This window comes from Senegalimassilia faecalis (assembly GCF_004135645.1).
GTDB classification, from domain to species: domain Bacteria; phylum Actinomycetota; class Coriobacteriia; order Coriobacteriales; family Eggerthellaceae; genus Senegalimassilia; species Senegalimassilia faecalis.
The window spans coordinates 463,748-483,382 of the sequence record NZ_SDPW01000001.1; the positions used below are offsets into that span (position 1 = coordinate 463,748).

A 19,635-nucleotide genomic window follows, 5' to 3' on the forward strand; every position below is an offset into this window, starting at 1 on the left:
CCCGTCACGAGTTACCTTCCTTCTGCCTGCGGTACTCTGCGAAGTCGAACGGGCCTTGGCGCGCGGCCTCCTCGAGCAGGCGCGAGCGCGGGTGGCGCTCGAGCCGGTACTTCCGGTCCATGAGCGGCATGCACCCGTTCACGAGCACGAGCGCGTCCTCGCGCGGCATGCGCGCCACCTCGGCGGGCTGTATGAGGTCGCGCTCGGAGATGCCGCGGTTCACGGTCCGGGTCCAGCCGGCGCCCCGCGAGTCGCTCTGCGTCTCGCTCGCCACCGTCTGCTTGCCGGCCATCTTGCTGATCTCCTCGTTGGTCTCGTTCGCCTTGCCGCCCAGGTAGAGCAGCGTGTCGCAGGCGTTCACGATGGTCTCGGCGTTGTTGTCGCCGTAGGTCTCCTTCAGCTGCGAGAGCGACTGGGCGATCATCGAGACGGCGATGTTCCTGCTGCGGGTGACGGCGATGGTCCGCTCGAAGTCGGGTATGCGCCCGATGTTGGCGAACTCGTCGAAGACGAAGTGCACCGTCGTGGGCAGCGAGCCGCCGTGCGCCTCGAGCGCCTCGGCGCAAAGCGCGCTCACGGCCGTATCCATGAGCAGGGCGAACAGGAAGTCGAAGGTCGAGTCGGTGTCGCTCATCGACGCGAAGAGCGCGACCTTGGCGCCCTCGTCGCCCATGTGGGCGAGGTCGAGCTCGTCTTTGGAGGTGAGGTCGCGCACGGCGCGGATGGACAGCGGCTTCAGGCGGACGTTGCAGCTCGAGAGCATCGACTTCATGGTGTCGCCGGCGGCCACGCGGAACTCGCGGTAGCTCGCGAGCGCGAAGTCGTCGGGGGGCGCCGGCTCGCGGACCTTGACCCACTCCCACGCGCCGTCCTCCTCGGCGAAGCCGCGCAGCGATCCGCCCTCCGCCGAGGCGCCGCCGCGCCTGACGTAGCGCTCGCCTGTCTCCAGCTCGCGGAACACCATGTCGAGCGGGCTCATGTAGCCCGGGTCGTCGCGGGCGTCGGCGAGCGAGAGCAGCGTGAGCAGCCCGTCGAGGTTCCGGTCGGCGGGCTCGCAGTGCATGACGAGGTAGGCCGTGAGCGCGGTGTAGACCAGCCGCTCGGCCTTCTCCCAGTAGGGGTCGCCCTTGTGGTCGGCCTCGCCCTCGGTGTTGGCGACGATGCCGCGGGCGAAGCGGATGACGCCGGCCTCGTCGCGTATGTAGGCTATGGGGTTGAAGCGCATGGAGCGCGAGAAGTCGATGGTGTCGAACGCGCGGATCTCGTAGCCGAGCTCCGCCAGCGCGCCGCCCATCTCGCGGATGAGCGTGCCCTTCGGGTCGGTCACGAAGAAGCTGGCGTTGGCCTGCAGGAGGTTCGGCTTGACGTAGTAGCGCGTCTTGCCGGTGCCGGGTCCTCCAACCACGAGCACGTTGTCGTTGGTGTCGGTGGAGAGGTCGAACCTGCGGCTCACGAGGCGGATGCGCGCGTTGTCGGTGAGGATGATGTTGTTGTCGGGGTCCTTGGGGTCGCCGAAGGGCGCGATGTCCTTGGGCATGGCCCACCTGGAGCTCCCGTGCTCCTCGCCGTCGCGCCGGGCCCCTTTGGTCCCCAGGGAGCGCGCCCAGGCGAGGAGCACGCCGCACGCGCAGGCGGTCCCGGCGCACAGGGGAAGCGCCTCCGCGGAGAAGACATGTCCCGCGCGGAGCGCCGCGGGGATCGCCGCCATGGCGGCCTCCGGGTCGATGATCGGGTTCGCGCCCGACGCCGCGAGGGCCGCGGCCGCGAAGTCTCCCGCGGCGAACGCCGCCGCGGCCAGAGCGGCCGCCGCCTGCCACCTCATCTCCCGGGCCCCTCGATATGCCGCGGGCCGCGGTCCCGGCCGATGCCCCGGCTGTGGGCCCTCGACGCCTCGCGCGCACGCTCGGCGCGCTCGGCCAGCCGCTCGGGCGCCTGGCGCCCCTCGGCTATCTCGGAGAGCCGCTCCCTTGCGCGCTCGGCGGCCTTTCCCGTCTCTTGCTCGAGCTGGCGGAAGGCCTCGTCGACCTCGGGGGCGTCCTCCACCTTGAAGAGCAGCCAGTCGCGGCCCTCGCCGGGGATGATGTGGTGCTCGACCGACGCGGCGCGCAGCTTGTCGGAGACGACCTCCTTGATCGTCGCGTACTCGGGAAGCCCAGAGAGCTCCTCGAGGCTGAGCTTCGCGTAGGTCGGCACGCCGTCGGCCGCGACGGCCTCGGCGCGCCCGCCGGCGATGGTCCCGCGGATTCCCGCGAGGCGCTCGGAGAGCTCCCTCGCGCTGCGCGCCATTGCCTCGGCGCCGGCCTCCTGGCCGATCCTCAGCATCCAGTCGAGCAGCTTGCCGCCCGCCTCGTCCCCGTAGTCGCTCGCCATCCCGCGCCTCCCTTCCAGTCGAGATGAAAAAGGGGCGCCTTCGCGCCCCGGTCGTCCCTATTCGGCCCCGACGGCCCTCTCGCGCGCCATGGGCGCGCGGGCTTCCTGCCCGGCGTGCGCGCGGCTCGCCTCGCGGGCGGACGCGGCGCGCTGCGCCAGCGGCTCGGGCGCCTTCTCGTGCAGATGGGCCCACTCGCCGCTGCGGCACTGCTCCGGCGTCGCCTCGCACATGTCGCGCATGGCGCGCTCGAACCGCTCGGGCTCCTGGGCGATGGCGCCGAAGCTCCAGCTCTCGAAGCCGGTCCACGCGTCGCCGTCGCGCTTGAGCGTCCACCACTCGTCGCCGCCGTTCACCTGCTGGATGAACGCGAGGTCGCGGTAGCAGAACCCCTGGCGTATGGCCCAGTTGCCCGAGCCGAGCGCCTCGCGGAGCCTGTCGACGCTCTCCGTGCGGGAGAACTCGTAGGGGTACTCCTCGAGGAACGGGTCGTCCTGCCAGTCGAAGCCGCCGACCTTGAGCCAGCCGTTCTCCTGGCACTTCTCCACGAGCCCGTCGTGCTCGCGGCCGGTTATCCTCTCGAAGCCGTCCATGGGCCCTCCGCCTTTCGTTTGTTGCTTGGCGGGCGGCGTCCTCGCGATGGGGGCACGGTGCGAGTCGGAGCAGGCGTGCGTGCCGGCGCGTCGGCGCCGCCCAAGACGTGTATAGCGATTTCGATTGCGGCGGCGACCGAGGATGCCCGCGATGGGTCGAGCTGGGTCGAGCCGTCCGCGCCTCCACGGGAAGCGCACAAGCTAACCGCGCCGGCGCCTGTCCCTTCCGCCCAGGTAGACGGGCCTGCAGGTCTGGGAGATCCTGCTCGCGATCGCCTCTGCCGTTACGCGCTCGCCGCGCCTCGCGAGCCTGTCCGCCAGCGCGCCGGGCGCGTAGTTCGACGTGACGATGGTCGGGCGCATGTCCTCGTAGCGCGCGTCGAGCACGCTGAACACGGTGCCGACGGACCATTCCGTCGCGTCCTCCTTGCCGAGATCGTCGAGCACGAGGACGTCGCACTTGGCGTACCGCGCGACGGCGGCCTCGGTGCCGCCCTCGTCGAACGTGGCCTTCACGCGCTCGAGCATGCCCTTGGCCGTCGTGAAGGCGACGTCGTAGCCGGCCTCGGCGAACAGCCTGGCCATGGCGGAGGCGGCGTGCGTCTTGCCGGCGCCGACGCCCCCGTGTATGTAGAGCCCGGCGCCCCCGTTGCCCGCGAACGAGGCGATGTACTCGGCGAACTCGGGGCGGTCGGCCTCGGCGGCCCAGTAACGCCTGGGGATGCCCGCGCGCAAGAGCGCCTTCTCCCGGCGGGCGGCCTCATCCTTGGCGGCGAGGGCCGCGCGCCTTCGCGCCTCGGCCTCCCGCTCGCGGGCCGCGCCCTCGCACGGGCAGGGGGCGGCGGAGACCCAGGCGACCTTTCCCGCCAGCGCCGCGCCGAGCGGATCGAGGGCGGCGCCGCAGTGCGGGCACGCCCTCGGCTCCGGCTCGTCGAAGGAGAGCCCGGCCGCCCGGGCCTGCTCCAGGGTGATGAGTCCCGCTCGGTCCATCGGGCGCCCCTTCCTTATCTTCTGAAGTCCTTGTTGTCCCTTTTGCTTATTGGGTGGCATATCGTCAGGGGTTTGCCTGACATCTCGTCAGGGGTTCGGGCTGCGAACCCTGACGGTTCGTCACCCTTGTTCGCGGCGAACCCTGTCATTTCGTCACCCTTTCGCGCCGGGAACCCTGACGAACCGTCAGGGGTTGCCAGCGCTCCGGGCGGCAGCCTCTCGCGCACGATGCGGTACCGCTTGGTGGCGTGCCCGCGTGCCGGGGCGTGCATGCCGCACTCCTCGATGAGGCCCCGGTCGAGCAGGTCGCGGATGGCGCGGTGGACGCTGCGCTCCTGCACGTTGAGGAATCGGGCCAGGCCGCCCTTGCTCTCGAAGTAGCCGCACCCGGCGTCGCAGAAGCCGAAGATGCGCGCGTAGACGAGCAGGGGAAGGCCGGAGAGGCCCAGGTCCGCCATCATGAAGTGCCGTACCGTCGTGAACTCGCGCGGGGAGGGGCCGTCGCGCCCCTTCGGGCCTGTGGCCGCCATCGGCGCTAGCCCCTTCTGGGCGAGCCGACGATGCTGTTCCGCTCGACCCATGCGACGAGCTCGTCGTGCAGCACGATGCCGTCGCGCGTCTTGCCGCCGATGTAGCGGATCGGGAACGGGTCGTCGGGGTCCTTGGCGAGCCGGTACATTGCGTCGCGGCTGATGCGCAGCATCGCGCACGCCTCGTCGGCGCCGAATATCGCGTTGGTCGATGCGATGAGCCTCACCTGGCTCCTGCTAATGCTCTTGGTCATGGTCGTCCTCGAGCTCCTTTCGTCTCGAGGCTCCCTCGCGTGCCCGGCCGCGGGCGGCTCCCGGGGCGGTCGCCGCCGTCATTTTCTCCCGCTCCTCGACTCGATGTAGGCGTCCACTGACGCCCTCGACACCAGGAGCTTCCTTCCGAGCCTGTACGAGTCGACCTCGCCCGACCAGATGAGGTCGTACGCCTTGCTTCGGCTCGCCCCCATGTACTCCTGCATCTCGATCACCGTCATCCACTCGTCGCGGCCCCGGTTGCTCTCGGGTGCCGCGCATTTCGTAGCGTGCGCCATGGCTCCTCCAATCTTTCCGCGCGATGCGTCTGCGCGGTCTCGCGTGCGTTTTCGTCTGCGCGACGATTGAACCGCCTGATTGCGGTTGGTGCGCACGACGGGAGCAGAGACGGGTCGAGCTGGGTCGAGCTGGTCGTGCCTTCACGAAATGGCCATGAGCCGCGTGCTTTAGCTGCGAGCTAAGTCCCTGAAAAGTAAAAGGCGCCCATGCGGGCGCCTGCCTAGTAGCTGGAGTTGTTCAGTTTTGGTTGGAATGCTTCTCTTCCGCGGTGCTGTCGTCCGGGGTCCGGCATCTGTCGTTCGCCTCTTTTGTCGTGTTTGATGTTGCGTGTTCTGCGAGCGACCTTGCGCGGGCCTGCCGGCCCGTTGCCCCAGGTGCACCCGGGTAAATGGTACCCACCCGCTGGGACACAGAGACTGCGGGAGGGCCGTCTGGGCAGGCTGGGATGGACGAGCGGGCGTCGACGGCTCGATTAGGGCTTCTCCGTTACCCTGCAGCTGTTCTCGGTCGCCCGAACGACAATATCGCCGAGGTCCGCCACGCCCTCGTCGAGCTGAACGACTTGAGGCCAGACCTCGCGGACATTCTCGCACCGCTCTCGTTGACTAAGTGCCCATCAGGATCGAATCGTTCCGGGCTTGATTCTGGGCTAAGGCAATATTCGCGACAGCGCTCACTTTCCAGTAGATTCGCGTTGTCGTTCCGGGATTTAGGAGAATTTCTCTCAGTGAAATCGGATATACCGCATCCATTATTCCGGGCTTCTCAGTTCTGTCATTGACCCAGGTATCACCCGTCTCCTATAGCGAGTGAATATAAAAATAGGGCAGAGTCGCTTGCGCAAGTCCGCCCCTAAAACCGTGAAGGTTTTGCTATCTGCAGGCTATTCTACCAACCCGAGCGATTCTGTCAACCTGCGAAGGAACTCGAGCGCGGAGCGAGCTGCGGCGTCGGGCCCCTTGTCGGGCAGCGCCTCGGTTTCGCCGTCGGCCCTGGCGAACATCTCGGCGAGCTCGGATGCGGCGCGCGAGCGCGAGGAGCCCTCGGGTACCAGGCCGGAGTGCGCCACGAGCACGGTCGCGACCTCCTGCATGGCCGTGTTCCCCATCCACTTCCTCCTGGTCGCCTTGGGAATTCCCACGGCGGCGACCCTTCGGGAGACGCCGCTGGACGCCGAGCCCCGGGCGGCGCCCCTCTCGGCGAAGCAGTTGATCAGGCACGAGCCGTGCGCGGCGCAGTTGCGGACGGACTTCACGCGCTTGAGATCGTAGTGGGAGGCCTCGAGCCGCCTGTCGCCCCATCGCCTGGCGCAGAAGCGCACGAAGTCGATGAGGGTGCCGAACGAGGTGAGCTCAAGGAAGGCCCAGGCAGGCATGTCGCCGGAGTACTTCGCGTAGAGGCTCGAGCTGTAGGGGCTGCGGCCGCTCATCTTGAGCTCGCGCAGGCGGTACTCCCTGTTTGCAGTGGTAAGCGATGCCATGTAGTCGGCCACGATGGCGTAGCCGTCCTCTCCGCGGTCCTCCATCTCGCGAAGCAGTGTCACCTTCTGGAAATGCTCGATGTCGAGCGTCATGCCGAGCAGGGCGTGGCGCAGCTCCTGGTCGAGCGCCGCGAGCAGGCGCAGCTGGCCGAAGTCGAGGTCTACGTAGCGGCCGTCGCGCGGGCCTCCCTCGTATTTCGAGAAGAGTTTGCGGTAGGATGCGAGCTTGAAGAAGTTGCACTTGTCGCGCAGGTAGTCCGCGGCCTCTTCCTCGGAACACAGCTCGAAGGCTACGCCCTTCTGCTTGAGGTGCTCTATCTGCTGCTCGATCGTGAGGATCGGCTTCCTATCGTGGGGTTCGGCCATGCTCGGTCTCCTGTCATTGATTTGAGAATCCTATTCTACCAGCATGTTTGCCCTGAATCCTGAAGGCCCGTTCGCCAACTCATAAGCAAGCCACCTGAGACTACTCACTTTGTTCACGAATGGCGAAGACCTGCGACCTGGGGTTTTGCAAATGGCGCGCAAGCCACCCGCGTTAATTCACTTGCGATTGCAGCTGGCGGCTTGCAGGCAAAAGGGCGGTTGAGTTTCAAAACGGGCGTTTTCGGCGCCATCGAGCCTCCAAAGGCGACCCGCCGCGCACTTTGGGACAAAAACAAAAACTCAAAGCCCTGAGTTTGAAAAAAGTTTTTGAGGTTGTCCCAACTTTTGTCCCCGAAGCCGACGAAACGCGACATCGCGTCATTCGGCGGCACGCGTTCCGTGTCGATGCCGAAAACTGGGTGTAACTGGAATGACGGGACGGCAGAACCAAAGCCATCGAGTGGGAATAACGGAAAAAGGTAGCGAAACACAAACCAGCAGGTGGAAATCCCTCACGTTCCTGTGAGGGATTTCTTTTTTTGCGAAGTTTGGTGCAAGAATGGTGCAACAGGACGAAGTCCCCGATTCTGTTGCACCACTTTTGGAAAGGTGGTTTTGGAGATGGCGAGAGACACAGTAAGAACTACTCACAGCATCACGATTTTGTACGTTCAAGCTTCGTGATGGCGTCATCTTTATTCATATCGCACTTCATTCCCGTCTCGCCCGTCAACCTCTTTCAACCTCAACAGCCAGCGTCTCATGCTCCCGTCCTCAAAGAAGCCGAGCAATGCTCCATCGCAGAAGCGTTCTGCTCTCACGGCTCCGAGCAGAAGCGCCATCACCGCCTGGCCGTCAAGTTCCGATACATCTGCCCCAGACATTGCTTGGCTGCTCCACTCGAGTCCGTTGCGTTCAAGTATGTCGTGGTAATGCGTGAGCTCGTACTCGGGATGCTCGTCGACGAAGTCGTAGATTGCCTGTTCAACGTCAGCAACCGTCGTTCCGTAATTCACGTAGGGCATCTTGATTGGGTCGTTCATGGTGCCCTTGCTCTCTCGGTCTACAACCCAGTTGCCAAATCCCTCGGCATTCTCAATCGCAGGCAGATGTTTTGTCAGGCTCTCAAACATAAGCCGCCTCTGTTGAGAAATGAGCTTCAGCAATACCGTCGAGCTGCAAACGTATTGTCTCGAAGGGCTGGTTCAGGTCCAATGTCCTCACGCTTATCTGGTTACCGCTCATCTGATACACACCATCAGGCTGCACGTCTTCGTCGGTCTTGGCGTAGAGCAGCATGCCCGACACGCTATGCTGGTCGTGAGTGCTGGCGAGCTCCGCTTCCTTGTTCTTCACGTAGGTGAAGATCTGGTACAGGTTTCCGGAGTGGACGCTTCGCTTGTCGAACTGCTGTTGCGTCGTGTGACTGTAGTACTTCGCGTCGATGATGAGGACGGTCCTGCCTCGTGTGAGCGTTATGTCGGTGTGCATGGCGGGGAGCATATCGCCGAAGCCGTCGTCGAGTGCCCAGCTGATGTACGGCGCCCCTGCGGAAAGCTCTGGGTGCTCACGTCTGTAGTACTCGAGGATGAACTTCTCGTACAGGTGGCTCATTCGCTGCTCGTCGAGGAAGTCCATCATGCGGAGACTCCCGCTCTCCCGCGTCTGGAGAAGGCCCTTCGCGACCAGCCAGCACACGTTCATGAGCATGCGATAAGTCTGGTTGTTCCGGTCGAAGCGCATGTGCCAGTCTTCGCCCGAAAGGTTCACGTCTTCCACGTCCACGAAGTACGGAAGCAGCCGTCTAAGTGCCTTCTTGCGCGCCTTGTCGATGTCCGAGCGAATCAAGAGCATGATCGTCGCCTTGAGGATGCGGTTCATGTGAGTGTCCGTGCTGAACTCGTCGTAGCTGCAAATCAGCTGCCTGCGCAGAATTGAGCGCGTCTTCAAGGACTCGGACAGCTCAATCTTGCCCCTCGGTGAGGAGAGCATATCCTTGCGGTCGATGTACTCTCGGCCAAGACCGCGCTTGAGCTGCAGGCTCACGCCCCGTGACAGTATCTCGGCGAGGAGGTCGGCGGTGTTGTCGAACTCCTCGGCTGCGATGTCGCGGTAGCCCTGCCCTTGCAGCGTCTGGAACGCATAGGCGAGCATGTGGTAGATGTTCTGTATCCGGATCACCGGATTGACCTGCGCAACTTGCCGGCCCACTCGTCGACCTTGGTGGGCTCGTCGAACCAGTACTCGCGCAACATCGGCACGAGCTCGTAGTTGACGATTGCTGAGAGCTTATCGTCCGTCACGTCGTCCGGGGACATGCGGCAGAAGTAGCTATGGCCGATGCAGAAGCCGTCTCCCAGCGACTCGTCGGACGCGATCGCCTCGTTCAGCTTCACGACGCAAGAGATGAGCCTATCGAACTTCTCGCTGGCAAGTCCCTCCTGATAGGCGATGAAGCTCTCCGTGCCGAAGGCGGGACGGAGGTCGAAGAACGCGAAGCGGCGGCGCAGGGCGTAGTCGAGCATGGCGAGCGAGCGGTCCGCTGTGTTCATCATTCCAATGAGGTATACGTTGCTCGGGACGTAGAACAGCTCGTGCGAGTAGAGGAGCTGCAGCGTGTTCCTGGGCCCGCGCTTGTCGTTCTCGATGAGCATGAACAGCTCGCCGAAGATCTTCGAGAGGTTGCCACGGTTGATTTCGTCGATGATGAAGAAGTAGTCGTTGTCAGAATCGTCCTTCGCATTCTTGCAGAAGTTGTAGAACGCGCCCTTCTCGAGGTCGAAGCCCTGCGCGTTCGGACGGAACCCCTCTATGAAGTCCTCGTAGCTGTAGCTCTGGTGGAACTGCACCATCATCACACGCTCGGCGTCCTTCACGCCCATCATGGAGTAGGCCAGGCGCTTTGCGGCGAAGGTCTTGCCCACGCCCGGGGCACCCTGCAGGATGATGTTCTTCTTCGCGCGCAGGGCGTTGACGAGGGCCCTGTAGTGCTCGCCGTCCATGTAGACCTCCGAGAGGAAGTCCTCAGACGTGTACGCTGGGTATTCAACCTCCTCCGTGTCTTCCTCGACTTCGCCGCCCTCGTCCTCGAAGAACGAGTTGAGCTTCTCAACGAGGTCGGGATAGGCGGTGATGTCCGTCAGGGTCTTCACGGCGAGGAGGTTTTCCGTGTGCCACTCTCCTCTGTTCGTCCAGCGTACCCTGCGGATGTTCGGATAGGAGTCGCCATTTTCGTCGAATTGGTAATCCCCCTCAACGATGCCGCGACCAATAATCACGCTGCGGCCCCGCTTAGCAAAGACAACGTCGCCCGGCTTGATTTCGCGCGAGAACTGCCAGAGCGCGAGCGCAGAGTTCTTCTGCGAGTACTTGCTACTGTACAGGGTGCGCAGGTTCTTGCGGATGTCTTCCTTGCTGGCGTATTTCTCGACGTTGCCGAGCTTACTCCAGCCGACGCCCATTACGCCACGTGCGTAGAAGTCATCCCACCTCGCGGCACCGTCTCCCGGGGAGTAGGTCCAGTAATGTGTGGTCTTGACCCCCTCGTCTCCAAGGGAATTTTCTTCCGCCTTCTCGGCTGCAGCCTTCTCGGCGACCTTCCTCTCACGGTTGACGCGCTCAGACTCCACGAAGGCGGCAGCCGTCAGCGAGGGGAAGTCTGCATACGAGCACTCTTCGCTTCCGAGCTCCGACTTGATGGTGTCGCAAATGGCGAGGTAGCGATCTCCGTCATGAACTGGCGAGTCCTTCTCCTTCGGCACTATGCCGGCGATGGTGGTGCCAGCCTTTGCGACGTCGGCCATGAACCAGCGGTTGCGCGAGTCCAGGCTGATGAAGTTGTAGGGCCTCGCCCAGTAGAGGCCCATGGTGAGCTTCCAGCCAAGTGTGAACTGGATGACGGTGGTATCGAATGCCTCGACGAAGGCCTTCCGGGTTTCCTCGTTGTCGTCGGCGGCCAGTGCAAGTTCGGCCTCGAAAACGTGCCAAAGGTTATCGATGTCGTGCTCGCCGCGACGTTCGTCGTTGGCGAAGGCATAGAAGGTCGCGTTGAGGTTGTTGAGCACGGGGATGCCCTCGAAGTCCGTGGGCTGATCTGCCCCAATGTCGAACACCTCGGCGATGCCGGCGATGATCTTTTGCCGGTTTGCGTCTGTGATGCCCTTGTTGAAGAGGCCGAAGACGGTGAACGGATCGATGTCTTGGAGCTCATCTGCCTCAAGCTTAGGGAGACTCATCCCGGTCGATTCATAGACAGTTGCTAGCTTGTTTATCAGATCGTCGCGCCTGTCTCGATAGGTCAGCAGCTTGTCAGATAACTCTTTATAAAAGCTAATCCAAGTAAATTTTGTGCTGGTCATTATAGTCACTGCCTATCTTGTGCCTCTGCCGAGGCGCCTTGCTTTCAATGTCTTTCCATATGCGTCTACATGCGCGACGGGTATCTTCATCGAATCTAAGTATACCAACGAGTATCTCTGCATCAATGTAATCCAATGCTTCGTCGATATTGCGCCCATTTCTTACTACTCCGTCAATTACGCTGATAACGTTTCTTTTTAGCTCGGGATTAATGTTCAATAGACCGGTATTGAGAACATGGATATTGCCAACTTCCTTGGGCAGAATCTCAAGCACACCGCCCCTATAGCTTCTGCCGCAAAGCTCCGTGAATGCGAACGCAATGCTGTTGTAATGGGCTATAATTGCAAGCCCCGGGTCAATGCCACCCCTGAATTTCATCCTATGTATGGTGTCAGTTGATATTGCACCGCACCGATTAAGAACAAGCTTGGGATAGAGATTATTCCGATACAATAATAAAATGCCAGATAGTGGGCACGGTTTAATCGAATCCGTGCCCACTGCTTTATGCGGAGCGATGATGGTGGCCGGTGCTCGCGATATTATTGCTTGCGTTTCGGCTTCCGCTGCTTGAGGCGCGTCTTTTGGGGTTCCTCGCCAGAGGAGAACTGACCGTTCCTTGCGAAACCGCGAGACCAGCTATATCCGCTTGCTGCGGGCTTGCTTGAGCCAGTTCCTCTTGAAAGAGCCGATACCGCCGAAGAACTTGTTGTACGTCTCACCGTTCTCCTTGGCCTCGTACTTGACCAAGGCAAGTTCGATAGTGCAGAGGTAATCCGCCACTTGCTCGAGGCGGTAGTCGGCCATCGAGGTCTTGCGGCGTCGGACGACCCCTTTTGAGAGGACCTTGCCCACCGAGCGGCCGAGCGCCTGCTTGACAATGTCCTGACCGTTGTCGTAACAGACCTTCACATCGTCGAAGGGCTGGAAGAAGCCCAGGTGTTCAATCATGGCGGAGGAGATGTCGCGCCCCATGCGCTCCATTAGCCTTGCCAGGTCTTCAAACTGGCTGCGGCGGTAGACGAACGTGATATAGGAAATGGGAAGTTTGCGGACGAACGAGGAGAAATAGGCGAGCATCACCTTGCGCTGCTCGATGTTAAGAAACTCATAATCCTTGTGCCCGTTCATGAGAGGCTCGGGGTGAAACGGAATGTTTGGGAGGTCGGCCCCGGCAAGCTTGGCCTCATAGCCCGTGACCGCCTCGGCGATGCTGTCTGCCCGGTCGTGGAAGACGAGTGTGAGCAGATAGTAGCGAGCTTTGCCGCCGCGGTCGCCGCTCTCGTCGACGAAGATGCTGAGTTCCTTGGCCAATGGGGACTCCTAATGGAATGGATAAAAAAATAGCCGGGGGACTCCCCCGGCACTTGGAGGTAGCTCAATAAGCCACCAATAACCTTATAACATGCGCTGGCGGTGAATGCAAGGGGGCGAGCCGGTACATGGCGTCGCGGCTGATGCGCAGCATCGCGCACGCCTCGTCGGCGCCGAATATCGCGTTGGTCGATGCGATGAGCCTCACCTGGCTCCTGCTAATGCTCTTGGTCATGGTCGTCCTCGAGCTCCTTTCGTCTCGAGGCTCCCTCGCGTGCCCGGCCGCGGGCGGCTCCCGGGGCGGTCGCCGCCGTCATTTCCTGCCGCTCCTCGACTCGATGTAAGCGTCCACTGACGCCCTCGACACCAGGAGCTTCCTGCCGAGCCTGTACGAGTCGATCTCTCCCGACCAGATGAGGTCGTACGCCTTGTTTCTGCTCGCCCTCATGTACTCCTGCATCTCGATCACCGTCATCCATTCGTCGCGGTCCTGGCTTCCCTCGGGCGCGGCGCATTCGGCTGCGCGTGCCATGGTTCCTCCAATCTTCCCGTGCGGCACCGCGCGAGCACCCCGCACGGCACCGTGTCCCTTTTCGTCTGCACGACGATTGAACCGCCTGATTGCGGTTGGCGTGTCCGACGGGAGCGGAGACGGGTCGAGGTAGGTCGAGCTGGTCGGGTCTTCACGAAACGGCCATGAGCCGCGTGCCTTAGCTCGCGGCTAAGTCCCTGAAAAGTAAAAGGCGCCCATGCGGGCGCCTGCCTAGTAGCTGGAATTGTTCGGTTGTGGTCGGAATGCTCGTATTCCGCGGTGCTGTCGTCCGGGGTCCGGCATCTGTCTTTCGCCTCTTCTGTCGTGTTTGATGTTGCGTGTTATGCGAGCGACCTTGCGCGGGCCTGACGGCCCGTTGCCCCAGGTGCACCCGGATAAATGGTACCCATCCGTTGGGACATGGGCACCGCGGGAGGGGCGTCTGGGCAAACTGGAGCGGACGAGCGGGCATCGGTTTGTCAATCAGTGTGCTTTCTTGCGCAACGCTACAACTGGTTTTCGTTGTTTGAGCTGATAGTTTGCTTGCGCTCACCATGGCAATCAAATGAAAGTGGTAATGATCAATACTTGATTTGACCGGATAGCATAGCGATGATTCTCTAAGTAGCCAAAACGATGGGATAATGTTCAGTATTAACTTAGATGGGAGGACGTCTTTCGACTGATGCGTTGATGAAAGCGTTCTCAACGTATCAGTCGATTGGTGCCACCCACATGAACGAAATGAAGAGGTTGTTTGTCGGGCATAGGGAATCGATAGGATGGCGCATAGATGATCGTAGTAGACGGACGAACCGATAGAGAAAAACTTTTCGAGCTATTAAAGTCTGGCGGTGAATGCAGCGAGCTCGATTTTAAGGAGACGCTAGATTTTTCCAAGAAGATCGATGAGCTCGATTTTGTAAAAGACGCTGTTTCGATGTGCAACCGTTATCCCGGTGGTTACATCGTCATTGGGGTGGACGATGATGGAAATCCATCGGCTAGAGCTGAAGATACCAACTGGACGCAATTTGATGGCGCGGTCTTAACAGACAAAATAAGAAAATATGTTCAGGCGCCTTTGACCGCCATCTCCCAATTACATGAGGTTGATAGACACACATACTGTTTGGTTTGCCTGTTAAGCCTCGAAGACGGGCTTCTCGTTCCTTTTTCAAAGCTCGGACAAACAGTAGATGGCAAAGGTCGTCAAATTGTCGTGTTTCGCGAGGGCGAAATAGTTAGGCGCGACGGAGCTCAGAATCGGCCCATTGAGTATACACAGTGGGCAGAAATATTGAAGCAGCACGATGCTTGCGTGAGGAAAGACGAGAGCAAACGAATGGATATTCTCGTGGACAATATAATCGCCGTTCTTGGAGAGAAGGGCAAAACGCCGCCTCTCGTCTACGGAATGGATGAAGAAGCGCTTGTGCACTCGCTCGAAGCTTGCTTCGAGCAAAAGGAGAATGAGAAGCTTTCTCGCTTCATTTTTCAGGTCGCTGCAGAGTTTCACGATGATGCAGATGCGATCAACGGCCTTGCCGGCATCGGGGCCTATGCCCTTAGCTATTGCAACGACGCGATATTTGAGAAGGCGGCGGATGCTCTCTACGACTGCTACGCCGCAATTGATGATAGTAAGGCGGATTCTGCCTCAAAAAAGCCTAGCTGTGGCGGTTGCTTGTTACGAATTGGGCGCACAGCTGGTTCGCATGAAAAGATGGGACCTAATTGCCCCCTTCGTCAACCGTCAATCTCCATCTCCTTCGCACTTCATATATGCATCCTGGATACGAGACTGCCAGGTTAGGGCCGTGAACGCCGGGCTTTTCAACGAAGCCGGCTCGGGGATGATGATTACAGTTGCCTTAGACAACGCCACGAATCACCCGATTGTGGCACCGGATTGCGGACTAAATATGGGCAGTAACGCTTCGGCGCATGAGAGATACCTCGATCTCCTATGCTCCTTTGACTTCCTTTACTGCTTATGCGTATTTGTTGCAGGGGTGGGCACTGGTCTCGCATATCCCGCCTGTTGCTTCTATTCCGAAAATCGTATCTCTAATGTTGCCTCGCAAATCCTAGGAGGTGATCCAAAGGCACGAAGAGAGCTCCTCCCCGACGATGATGATGACAAGATTGCCATGTGTCTAAGGGAGCTTTATCGGCTTGCGAGCAATGAATCGCTTCAGAAGGATAGCAAATTTTACTGGGGATTCGATCCTTCTCGTGTGCTCAGGAAGTTCTTGCAGGATCATCCCGAGCAATCAGATGAGCAGCCTCCCGACATGTTCAGCTACAACAATCCTGATAGAGACCCTAATAACACGAGCCATTGAGGTCCTTCGTGTGGGAGGTGTTCGGATAAAGTTGATAATCAAGGATATAATTTGAACACGAAATTGAGCAGCAAATATATAAAGGAGAATATGGATGAAGCTGTTTTTATGTTCGCACTTTTCAAGTGTAGGAAGTTTGATAAAAGAAGAAATTGATAACAAAAAAGTCGCATTTATTCCAACAGCATCGCTGCGTGAAGGCTACACCGGTTATGTCGGCTCGGCTCGAAAGCTATTTAATAAACTGGGAGCAGCCGTAACTGAAATTGATATTTCAACGGAGGCTTATTCAACGATACAATCTGTTTTTGAAGATGCGGACGTGATATATTTTACTGGTGGAAATTCTTTCTTTCTTATGGACCAGCTCCGTAAAACGGGAACGGATAAGCTGTTGAAGAAAGAATTGGCAAAGGGAAAACTGATGATCGGTGAATCGGCAGGTGCGATTATATGCGCTCCTACCATCCAATATATTGTACAAATGGATGAAAAGCCGGAGGACTACTCACAAGAAGATGATGCAGGGCTTGATTTGATTGATTTCTATGTTCTTCCGCATTATCTTACAGCACCATTTAAGAAAGTTACCGAGAAAATAATGACTGAGTTTTCGGATTTGAATCTATGCCCAATTAACAACCGTCAGGGAATTGTAATTGATGGTGAAGGTTCAAAGGTTATTTGCAAAGACTAATTTGAAAATTCAAGTTTGTCGAACTGATAAAATCCCTTTAGGAACTAAAGGGCGCACTTCTATACTCTCCTATCGGGAGTATGTGCGTCCTGCGGAGCTTCATTCCCGGTCAGCAGGAGAAACCTGCACGACCGAGAATGTTTCGTCACTTCGTTCCGTCAAGGAAGCTACACTCCCTTGCGACGCTTGTGCGTCTATCCCTTGTGGACTTGCTGTCCGCGAACAGCAAGTGAAAATACAGCGTCAAGGCTTCGCACGTAGCTATCGAATCCGGGATGCTGTCCGATTGGTCGTGCACGACGACGGGCGTACAATAGGTGGAAACCAACAAGAACCTGCCCTCCATGCCAACTCCGCCACCTGACGTGATGGGCGATCCGATTGCTCTTCTGGATTGCCTTGAGAAGAACGCTGGCGGAATCACCGAGCAGGACTCCAAGGGGACTGCATTTCTTCATGTGGTTCCTATTGGCAAACCCCGCCCCCCAGTTGGAAGCCATCTTAGGCATATCAGCCTTGGAGACGATGTTGTGACTCATATCGGCCAGTCTTCGCTCGACGGAGCCGGCGTTTACGTCAGCGCCGAGTTCGGGAGCGCATTGAGGTCATTCGCATTTCCCCATGCATTTGAAAGCGAAACCGTTGAACTCTTGGGTGAATAAGCCGCCTGCGACGATTCTTTCGGTCATCGCTCTTGTGTATCCCTCATGACCTGCGGAAATGCAAGACGTTAAAGCCACTGGCCACGATTCACTTCGCTAAGCAAGCGCCAAAGAGGGAAAACAACCGTTTTGGCATCCCCTTCGAGCGGTTCCGGACCTCAAAGCCTTGCCATTTTTGTCCCCGGGACAAAAATGAAACTGCGGGCTTGCGGTTTCGAAATAGTTTGCGAATTTGCCCCAGGGTTTGTCCCAAACGCGTGCGCGAGGACACGCGGAGGGATTCGGCGGCAAGGTGGACAAAACCGACAACCAAACTAGACCCAATTGGAATGGCGCCGCGACAAACGAGCATGAAAGAGTGAATAGAACAGACGTTCGATATAATATTATAGTATCAGATAGCGGGCACGGTTTCAATCGAATCCGTGCCCGCTGCTGTATGTGTGTCCTTGCGCGCCCAATATGCGCCGTAAAAGCCGTCTTCATCAACGTCAAAGTGAATGCGCTTTATTTTTGCTTCTCAAAATCTTATTTTCACGATTTGCATTTTCATCCCGTTGTCACCGACCCTTGCGAGAAACCGGAAAAAGCCGCTGACAGAAGGATCTCTCAAATCGTTGTAGCCCAGCATATAGCCGCGACTTGTGACCTGCAGACGGCTGCTCCACGTGCCGATTTCCTTGGCGGCATCCGAAACCGCAAAATATGCCCCCACATCCTTGATTTTTGCAGTCTTTAGCCATGTTTTTGCGATCATCTTTACTGCCGTCCGATTGGCAGCATCAAAGACCAGCACACCGCCGGGAAAAGCGTCCGCCATCCCCCGCACCAGTTCCCGGACCTGCTGGGCAGAAAGTAATAGAACACCCCGGAGGCAAAGAACACCGCCCCACCGGAGGCGTCGATTTTGCCGAACCATGCGGCGTCTTTCAAGTCGCAGGGGATATTTTGTTCCCGATCCCCGGCGGGCAGTAGCTGCTGCCGCAAGGCAATCACATCAGGGAAGTCCAGATTGTAGATCTTGCATCTACCGTTGTCACAGGTTCTGCCGGTGTTGTCCAGCCCGCAGCCCAGATTGACCACCGCCGCATTGGGGTGGCCTTTCAGGTAATCCCGCACCTCGAAAGCAAGATCACCCTGCCGCATGGCCACCTCCAGCGCACCGAAGCGCTGCATCAGGCTGCGGGAGTTTTTCTCTGCCTCTGAAAAGTCGTAGTCGATCTGGTCGAGCAGGCGAACCGCTGTTTCGTCCCTGTAAAGGTTCGGGTACAGCTCCGTACACAGCTTTCGGGAATACAGCGGGAGGATCAGCGTCTCCTGCACGGTGTTTTTCTCACTTTTGCATTTCATAGGTTCCTTCCTCAGTGAATAAAAACTGTCATAATTGCCGCCAGCACAGCCGCTATGGCCGTCATGCCTATCGCCATGCGCAGGATGGATGCGAAAATGCCCGTGCTCGATGCCCCTACTTCCGCGCCGTGACGCAGAGCCACTTTCCCTTTTTGCGTATCTGCACCTCGTGAAAGCCCGCCTGCTCCAGACACGCCTTCAATTCAATGTCCTTGTAGATGGTCATGCCGCCGATGATCCGCGTCCACCTCTCGTCCTTGTCCGTATCGCCATTGCTCTCGTTGCAGATAAGAACTGTCCCGCCCGGCTTCAGCGTCCGCCGGACCTCACGGAAGCATCGGGGCAAATCAGGCCAGAAATAGACGGTCTCAAAGGCCGTGGCGGCATCGAAGCAGCTATCCTCAAACGCCATATCCGCCACGCTGCCTTGCAGAACGGCGCAACGCCCCTCCTGAATTGCAGTTCGGTTGAGCTTCCTGGCCTTCTCCACGCTGACGGGCGAATAGTCGATGCCCTTGACGACGCCATGCGGGCATTTTTCCAGCAGCCGTTTTATGTTCGCCCCGCCGCCGCAGCCGCAATCCAGCACCTTGGCGTTTGGCGCAAGTCGTAGAAATCGAAGTCCCCACCGCGCCACAGGGCTGTAGCCCAGGTTCATCATGGCAACCATAAGTTTTCCGCCGAGGCCCACGGGCTTGCGGGTGTTTTCAAAGAACGACATCTAGCCCCTCCGATTTCGTGCATTCCGCATATGTCAACGGGAACGAGGCCTTCAGCACCGCGCTTTTCTGCACCGCCCAGCCGTTTTGACGCAGGAAACGCAGGTATTCCTCGCTTGTCCACCTGCTGTGGAGGGGGAATCCCGCCATGCTCATGAAAAAGGCTTTTGCCTTGCCGGAAACCGAGTTCCCCGCGTGGGTGAAGGTTGGCGCGATGAGCACGCCGTCGTCCTTCAGCACCCGCCTGATTTCTTGCAGGGCCTTTTCCGGATGCGGCACTATATGAAGCGCGTTGGACGCGATCACCACTTCGAAGGACTTCTGTGCATAGGGCAGGCGGAACATATCTTGTACGGAAAAGTGCAGCTTTGCGGATTGATTGTCCTGTTTTGCTTCAAGGATCATCTTTGCAGAGGCGTCCGTAGCCTCGATGTGCGCCGCCGCATTCACGATGCTCTTTGCGATAAGCCCCGTGCCGGTGGCAACCTCCAGCACGGTTTTTTCTTTCACCACCGGCCTGATCAGCCCATACATCTTCTCATACGCCGCCCGGTCGTTTCGCATGAAACGGTCGTACCGACCGGCATTCTTGTCCCAGAAGCCCTTGCGTTCGTGCATGGCTATCGCCCCCCAATCAGTTAGAGCTATCTAACTGTAGCGCATAAATCGCACAGTAAGGGGAGACCAGCTTCAATTTCTCGACAAAGACGCATCTCTCCGGCTTTCGCTTATAGCGGCGCGATTCAGACACTAGGCTGGAGCTGAAGAAGGA

Annotated in this window: 24 protein-coding genes; 4 read left to right on the forward strand and 20 right to left on the reverse strand. The window is 59.2% G+C overall.

Annotated elements, in window-relative coordinates:
- Positions 1 to 4: 4 nt before the first annotated feature.
- The 16 genes from ET524_RS02015 to ET524_RS02090 all read right to left on the reverse strand — a co-directional run bounded on the left by ET524_RS02015 (position 5) and on the right by ET524_RS02090 (position 13,087).
- Positions 5 to 1,822, reverse strand: a complete 1,818-nt coding sequence (locus ET524_RS02015) for a VirD4-like conjugal transfer protein, CD1115 family (RefSeq protein WP_129423112.1) — start codon at positions 1,820 to 1,822, stop codon at positions 5 to 7.
- Complete coding sequence (locus ET524_RS02020; protein ID WP_129423113.1) at positions 1,819 to 2,370, reverse strand: hypothetical protein; 552 nt, start codon at positions 2,368 to 2,370, stop codon at positions 1,819 to 1,821. Before ET524_RS02020 ends, ET524_RS02015 begins: the two co-directional genes overlap by 4 nt.
- A 57-nt stretch (positions 2,371 to 2,427) precedes the next feature.
- On the reverse strand, positions 2,428 to 2,961 hold the full coding sequence (locus tag ET524_RS02025) for a hypothetical protein (protein ID WP_042433154.1): 534 nt from the start codon (positions 2,959 to 2,961) through the stop codon (positions 2,428 to 2,430).
- A 201-nt stretch (positions 2,962 to 3,162) separates the two neighbouring features.
- Positions 3,163 to 3,951 (reverse strand): ATP-binding protein, encoded by a 789-nt coding sequence (locus ET524_RS02030; RefSeq protein ID WP_161566578.1) that lies wholly within the window; start codon positions 3,949 to 3,951, stop codon positions 3,163 to 3,165.
- Between the two features lie 14 nt (positions 3,952 to 3,965).
- Entirely contained in the window at positions 3,966 to 4,481 is a 516-nt protein-coding gene (locus tag ET524_RS02035; protein WP_129423115.1) for a helix-turn-helix domain-containing protein, read from the reverse strand.
- Positions 4,482 to 4,486: 5 nt separating this feature from the next.
- Complete coding sequence (locus tag ET524_RS02040) at positions 4,487 to 4,735, reverse strand: helix-turn-helix transcriptional regulator (protein WP_101677788.1); 249 nt, start codon at positions 4,733 to 4,735, stop codon at positions 4,487 to 4,489.
- Between the two features lie 78 nt (positions 4,736 to 4,813).
- Positions 4,814 to 5,032: a helix-turn-helix domain-containing protein gene (locus tag ET524_RS02050; RefSeq protein ID WP_129423116.1), complete on the reverse strand. Its 219-nt coding sequence runs from the start codon at positions 5,030 to 5,032 to the stop codon at positions 4,814 to 4,816.
- Positions 5,033 to 5,916: 884 nt separating this feature from the next.
- Complete coding sequence (locus ET524_RS02055; RefSeq protein WP_075844146.1) at positions 5,917 to 6,879, reverse strand: Abi family protein; 963 nt, start codon at positions 6,877 to 6,879, stop codon at positions 5,917 to 5,919.
- A 113-nt stretch (positions 6,880 to 6,992) separates the two neighbouring features.
- Positions 6,993 to 7,271 (reverse strand): hypothetical protein, encoded by a 279-nt coding sequence (locus tag ET524_RS11505; protein WP_152596111.1) that lies wholly within the window; start codon positions 7,269 to 7,271, stop codon positions 6,993 to 6,995.
- A gap of 303 nt (positions 7,272 to 7,574) precedes the next feature.
- Positions 7,575 to 8,012, reverse strand: a complete 438-nt coding sequence (locus ET524_RS02060) for a DUF6508 domain-containing protein (protein ID WP_129423117.1) — start codon at positions 8,010 to 8,012, stop codon at positions 7,575 to 7,577.
- On the reverse strand, positions 8,005 to 9,090 hold the full coding sequence (gene mcrC, locus ET524_RS02065) for a 5-methylcytosine-specific restriction endonuclease system specificity protein McrC (protein ID WP_236648233.1): 1,086 nt from the start codon (positions 9,088 to 9,090) through the stop codon (positions 8,005 to 8,007). Before mcrC ends, ET524_RS02060 begins: the two co-directional genes overlap by 8 nt.
- Positions 9,057 to 11,237 carry an AAA family ATPase gene (locus tag ET524_RS02070; protein WP_129423118.1) on the reverse strand — a complete coding sequence of 727 codons (2,181 nt, stop codon included), beginning with the start codon at positions 11,235 to 11,237 and terminating at the stop codon, positions 9,057 to 9,059. Before ET524_RS02070 ends, mcrC begins: the two co-directional genes overlap by 34 nt.
- Positions 11,209 to 11,742, reverse strand: a complete 534-nt coding sequence (locus ET524_RS02075) for a hypothetical protein (protein ID WP_129423119.1) — start codon at positions 11,740 to 11,742, stop codon at positions 11,209 to 11,211. The genes ET524_RS02070 and ET524_RS02075 overlap by 29 nt, the downstream gene beginning before the upstream one ends.
- A gap of 138 nt (positions 11,743 to 11,880) precedes the next feature.
- The gene (locus ET524_RS02080) at positions 11,881 to 12,555 is read right to left on the reverse strand and encodes a DUF3800 domain-containing protein (protein WP_129423120.1); all 675 of its coding nucleotides are present in this window, start codon (positions 12,553 to 12,555) and stop codon (positions 11,881 to 11,883) included.
- Positions 12,556 to 12,619: 64 nt separating this feature from the next.
- Positions 12,620 to 12,790: a hypothetical protein gene (locus ET524_RS02085; protein WP_201738604.1), complete on the reverse strand. Its 171-nt coding sequence runs from the start codon at positions 12,788 to 12,790 to the stop codon at positions 12,620 to 12,622.
- Positions 12,791 to 12,868: 78 nt separating this feature from the next.
- The gene (locus ET524_RS02090; RefSeq protein WP_101677789.1) at positions 12,869 to 13,087 is read right to left on the reverse strand and encodes a helix-turn-helix domain-containing protein; all 219 of its coding nucleotides are present in this window, start codon (positions 13,085 to 13,087) and stop codon (positions 12,869 to 12,871) included.
- 793 nt (positions 13,088 to 13,880) lie between these two features.
- On the opposite strand from ET524_RS02090, the gene ET524_RS02095 reads away from it, so the two are divergent.
- From ET524_RS02095 to ET524_RS02115, 4 genes are all read left to right on the forward strand, one after another.
- Positions 13,881 to 14,903: an AlbA family DNA-binding domain-containing protein gene (locus ET524_RS02095; protein ID WP_129423121.1), complete on the forward strand. Its 1,023-nt coding sequence runs from the start codon at positions 13,881 to 13,883 to the stop codon at positions 14,901 to 14,903.
- A 4-nt stretch (positions 14,904 to 14,907) separates the two neighbouring features.
- Positions 14,908 to 15,435, forward strand: a complete 528-nt coding sequence (locus ET524_RS02100) for a hypothetical protein (protein WP_129423122.1) — start codon at positions 14,908 to 14,910, stop codon at positions 15,433 to 15,435.
- 94 nt (positions 15,436 to 15,529) lie between these two features.
- Entirely contained in the window at positions 15,530 to 16,132 is a 603-nt protein-coding gene (locus tag ET524_RS02105; RefSeq protein ID WP_106629377.1) for a Type 1 glutamine amidotransferase-like domain-containing protein, read from the forward strand.
- A 317-nt stretch (positions 16,133 to 16,449) separates the two neighbouring features.
- Positions 16,450 to 16,794: a hypothetical protein gene (locus ET524_RS02115; protein ID WP_129423124.1), complete on the forward strand. Its 345-nt coding sequence runs from the start codon at positions 16,450 to 16,452 to the stop codon at positions 16,792 to 16,794.
- Between the two features lie 520 nt (positions 16,795 to 17,314).
- On the opposite strand, the gene ET524_RS11675 is transcribed toward ET524_RS02115, so the two are convergent.
- From ET524_RS11675 to ET524_RS02130, 4 genes are all read right to left on the reverse strand, one after another.
- Positions 17,315 to 17,551 (reverse strand): hypothetical protein, encoded by a 237-nt coding sequence (locus ET524_RS11675; protein WP_201738605.1) that lies wholly within the window; start codon positions 17,549 to 17,551, stop codon positions 17,315 to 17,317.
- 2 nt (positions 17,552 to 17,553) lie between these two features.
- Positions 17,554 to 18,144 (reverse strand): class I SAM-dependent methyltransferase, encoded by a 591-nt coding sequence (locus tag ET524_RS02120; RefSeq protein WP_201738606.1) that lies wholly within the window; start codon positions 18,142 to 18,144, stop codon positions 17,554 to 17,556.
- A 115-nt stretch (positions 18,145 to 18,259) separates the two neighbouring features.
- A complete protein-coding gene (locus ET524_RS02125; RefSeq protein WP_129423125.1) occupies positions 18,260 to 18,865 on the reverse strand; it encodes a class I SAM-dependent methyltransferase in 606 nt (201 codons plus the stop codon).
- Positions 18,852 to 19,481: a class I SAM-dependent methyltransferase gene (locus ET524_RS02130; RefSeq protein WP_129423126.1), complete on the reverse strand. Its 630-nt coding sequence runs from the start codon at positions 19,479 to 19,481 to the stop codon at positions 18,852 to 18,854. Before ET524_RS02130 ends, ET524_RS02125 begins: the two co-directional genes overlap by 14 nt.
- Positions 19,482 to 19,635 lie beyond the last annotated feature (154 nt).

Bases quoted from the DNA above. Each gene is read 5' to 3' on its own strand.
- ET524_RS02060 (WP_129423117.1), bottom strand. From the start codon at position 8,012: ATGTTTGAGAGCCTGACAAAACATCTGCCTGCGATTGAGAATGCCGAG.
- ET524_RS02020 (WP_129423113.1), bottom strand. From the start codon at position 2,370: ATGGCGAGCGACTACGGGGACGAGGCGGGCGGCAAGCTGCTCGACTGG.
- ET524_RS02125 (WP_129423125.1), bottom strand. From the start codon at position 18,865: ATGTCGTTCTTTGAAAACACCCGCAAGCCCGTGGGCCTCGGCGGAAAA.
- ET524_RS02085 (WP_201738604.1), bottom strand. From the start codon at position 12,790: ATGACCAAGAGCATTAGCAGGAGCCAGGTGAGGCTCATCGCATCGACC.
- ET524_RS02050 (WP_129423116.1), bottom strand. From the start codon at position 5,032: ATGGCGCACGCTACGAAATGCGCGGCACCCGAGAGCAACCGGGGCCGC.
- ET524_RS02105 (WP_106629377.1), top strand. From the start codon at position 15,530: ATGAAGCTGTTTTTATGTTCGCACTTTTCAAGTGTAGGAAGTTTGATA.
- ET524_RS11675 (WP_201738605.1), bottom strand. From the start codon at position 17,551: ATGATCGCAAAAACATGGCTAAAGACTGCAAAAATCAAGGATGTGGGG.
- ET524_RS02120 (WP_201738606.1), bottom strand. From the start codon at position 18,144: ATGAAATGCAAAAGTGAGAAAAACACCGTGCAGGAGACGCTGATCCTC.
- ET524_RS02025 (WP_042433154.1), bottom strand. From the start codon at position 2,961: ATGGACGGCTTCGAGAGGATAACCGGCCGCGAGCACGACGGGCTCGTG.
- ET524_RS02055 (WP_075844146.1), bottom strand. From the start codon at position 6,879: ATGGCCGAACCCCACGATAGGAAGCCGATCCTCACGATCGAGCAGCAG.
- ET524_RS02070 (WP_129423118.1), bottom strand. From the start codon at position 11,237: ATGACCAGCACAAAATTTACTTGGATTAGCTTTTATAAAGAGTTATCT.
- ET524_RS02095 (WP_129423121.1), top strand. From the start codon at position 13,881: ATGATCGTAGTAGACGGACGAACCGATAGAGAAAAACTTTTCGAGCTA.
- ET524_RS02130 (WP_129423126.1), bottom strand. From the start codon at position 19,481: ATGCACGAACGCAAGGGCTTCTGGGACAAGAATGCCGGTCGGTACGAC.
- ET524_RS02040 (WP_101677788.1), bottom strand. From the start codon at position 4,735: ATGACCAAGAGCATTAGCAGGAGCCAGGTGAGGCTCATCGCATCGACC.
- ET524_RS02090 (WP_101677789.1), bottom strand. From the start codon at position 13,087: ATGGCACGCGCAGCCGAATGCGCCGCGCCCGAGGGAAGCCAGGACCGC.
- ET524_RS02030 (WP_161566578.1), bottom strand. From the start codon at position 3,951: ATGGACCGAGCGGGACTCATCACCCTGGAGCAGGCCCGGGCGGCCGGG.
- ET524_RS02015 (WP_129423112.1), bottom strand. From the start codon at position 1,822: ATGAGGTGGCAGGCGGCGGCCGCTCTGGCCGCGGCGGCGTTCGCCGCG.
- ET524_RS02035 (WP_129423115.1), bottom strand. From the start codon at position 4,481: ATGGCGGCCACAGGCCCGAAGGGGCGCGACGGCCCCTCCCCGCGCGAG.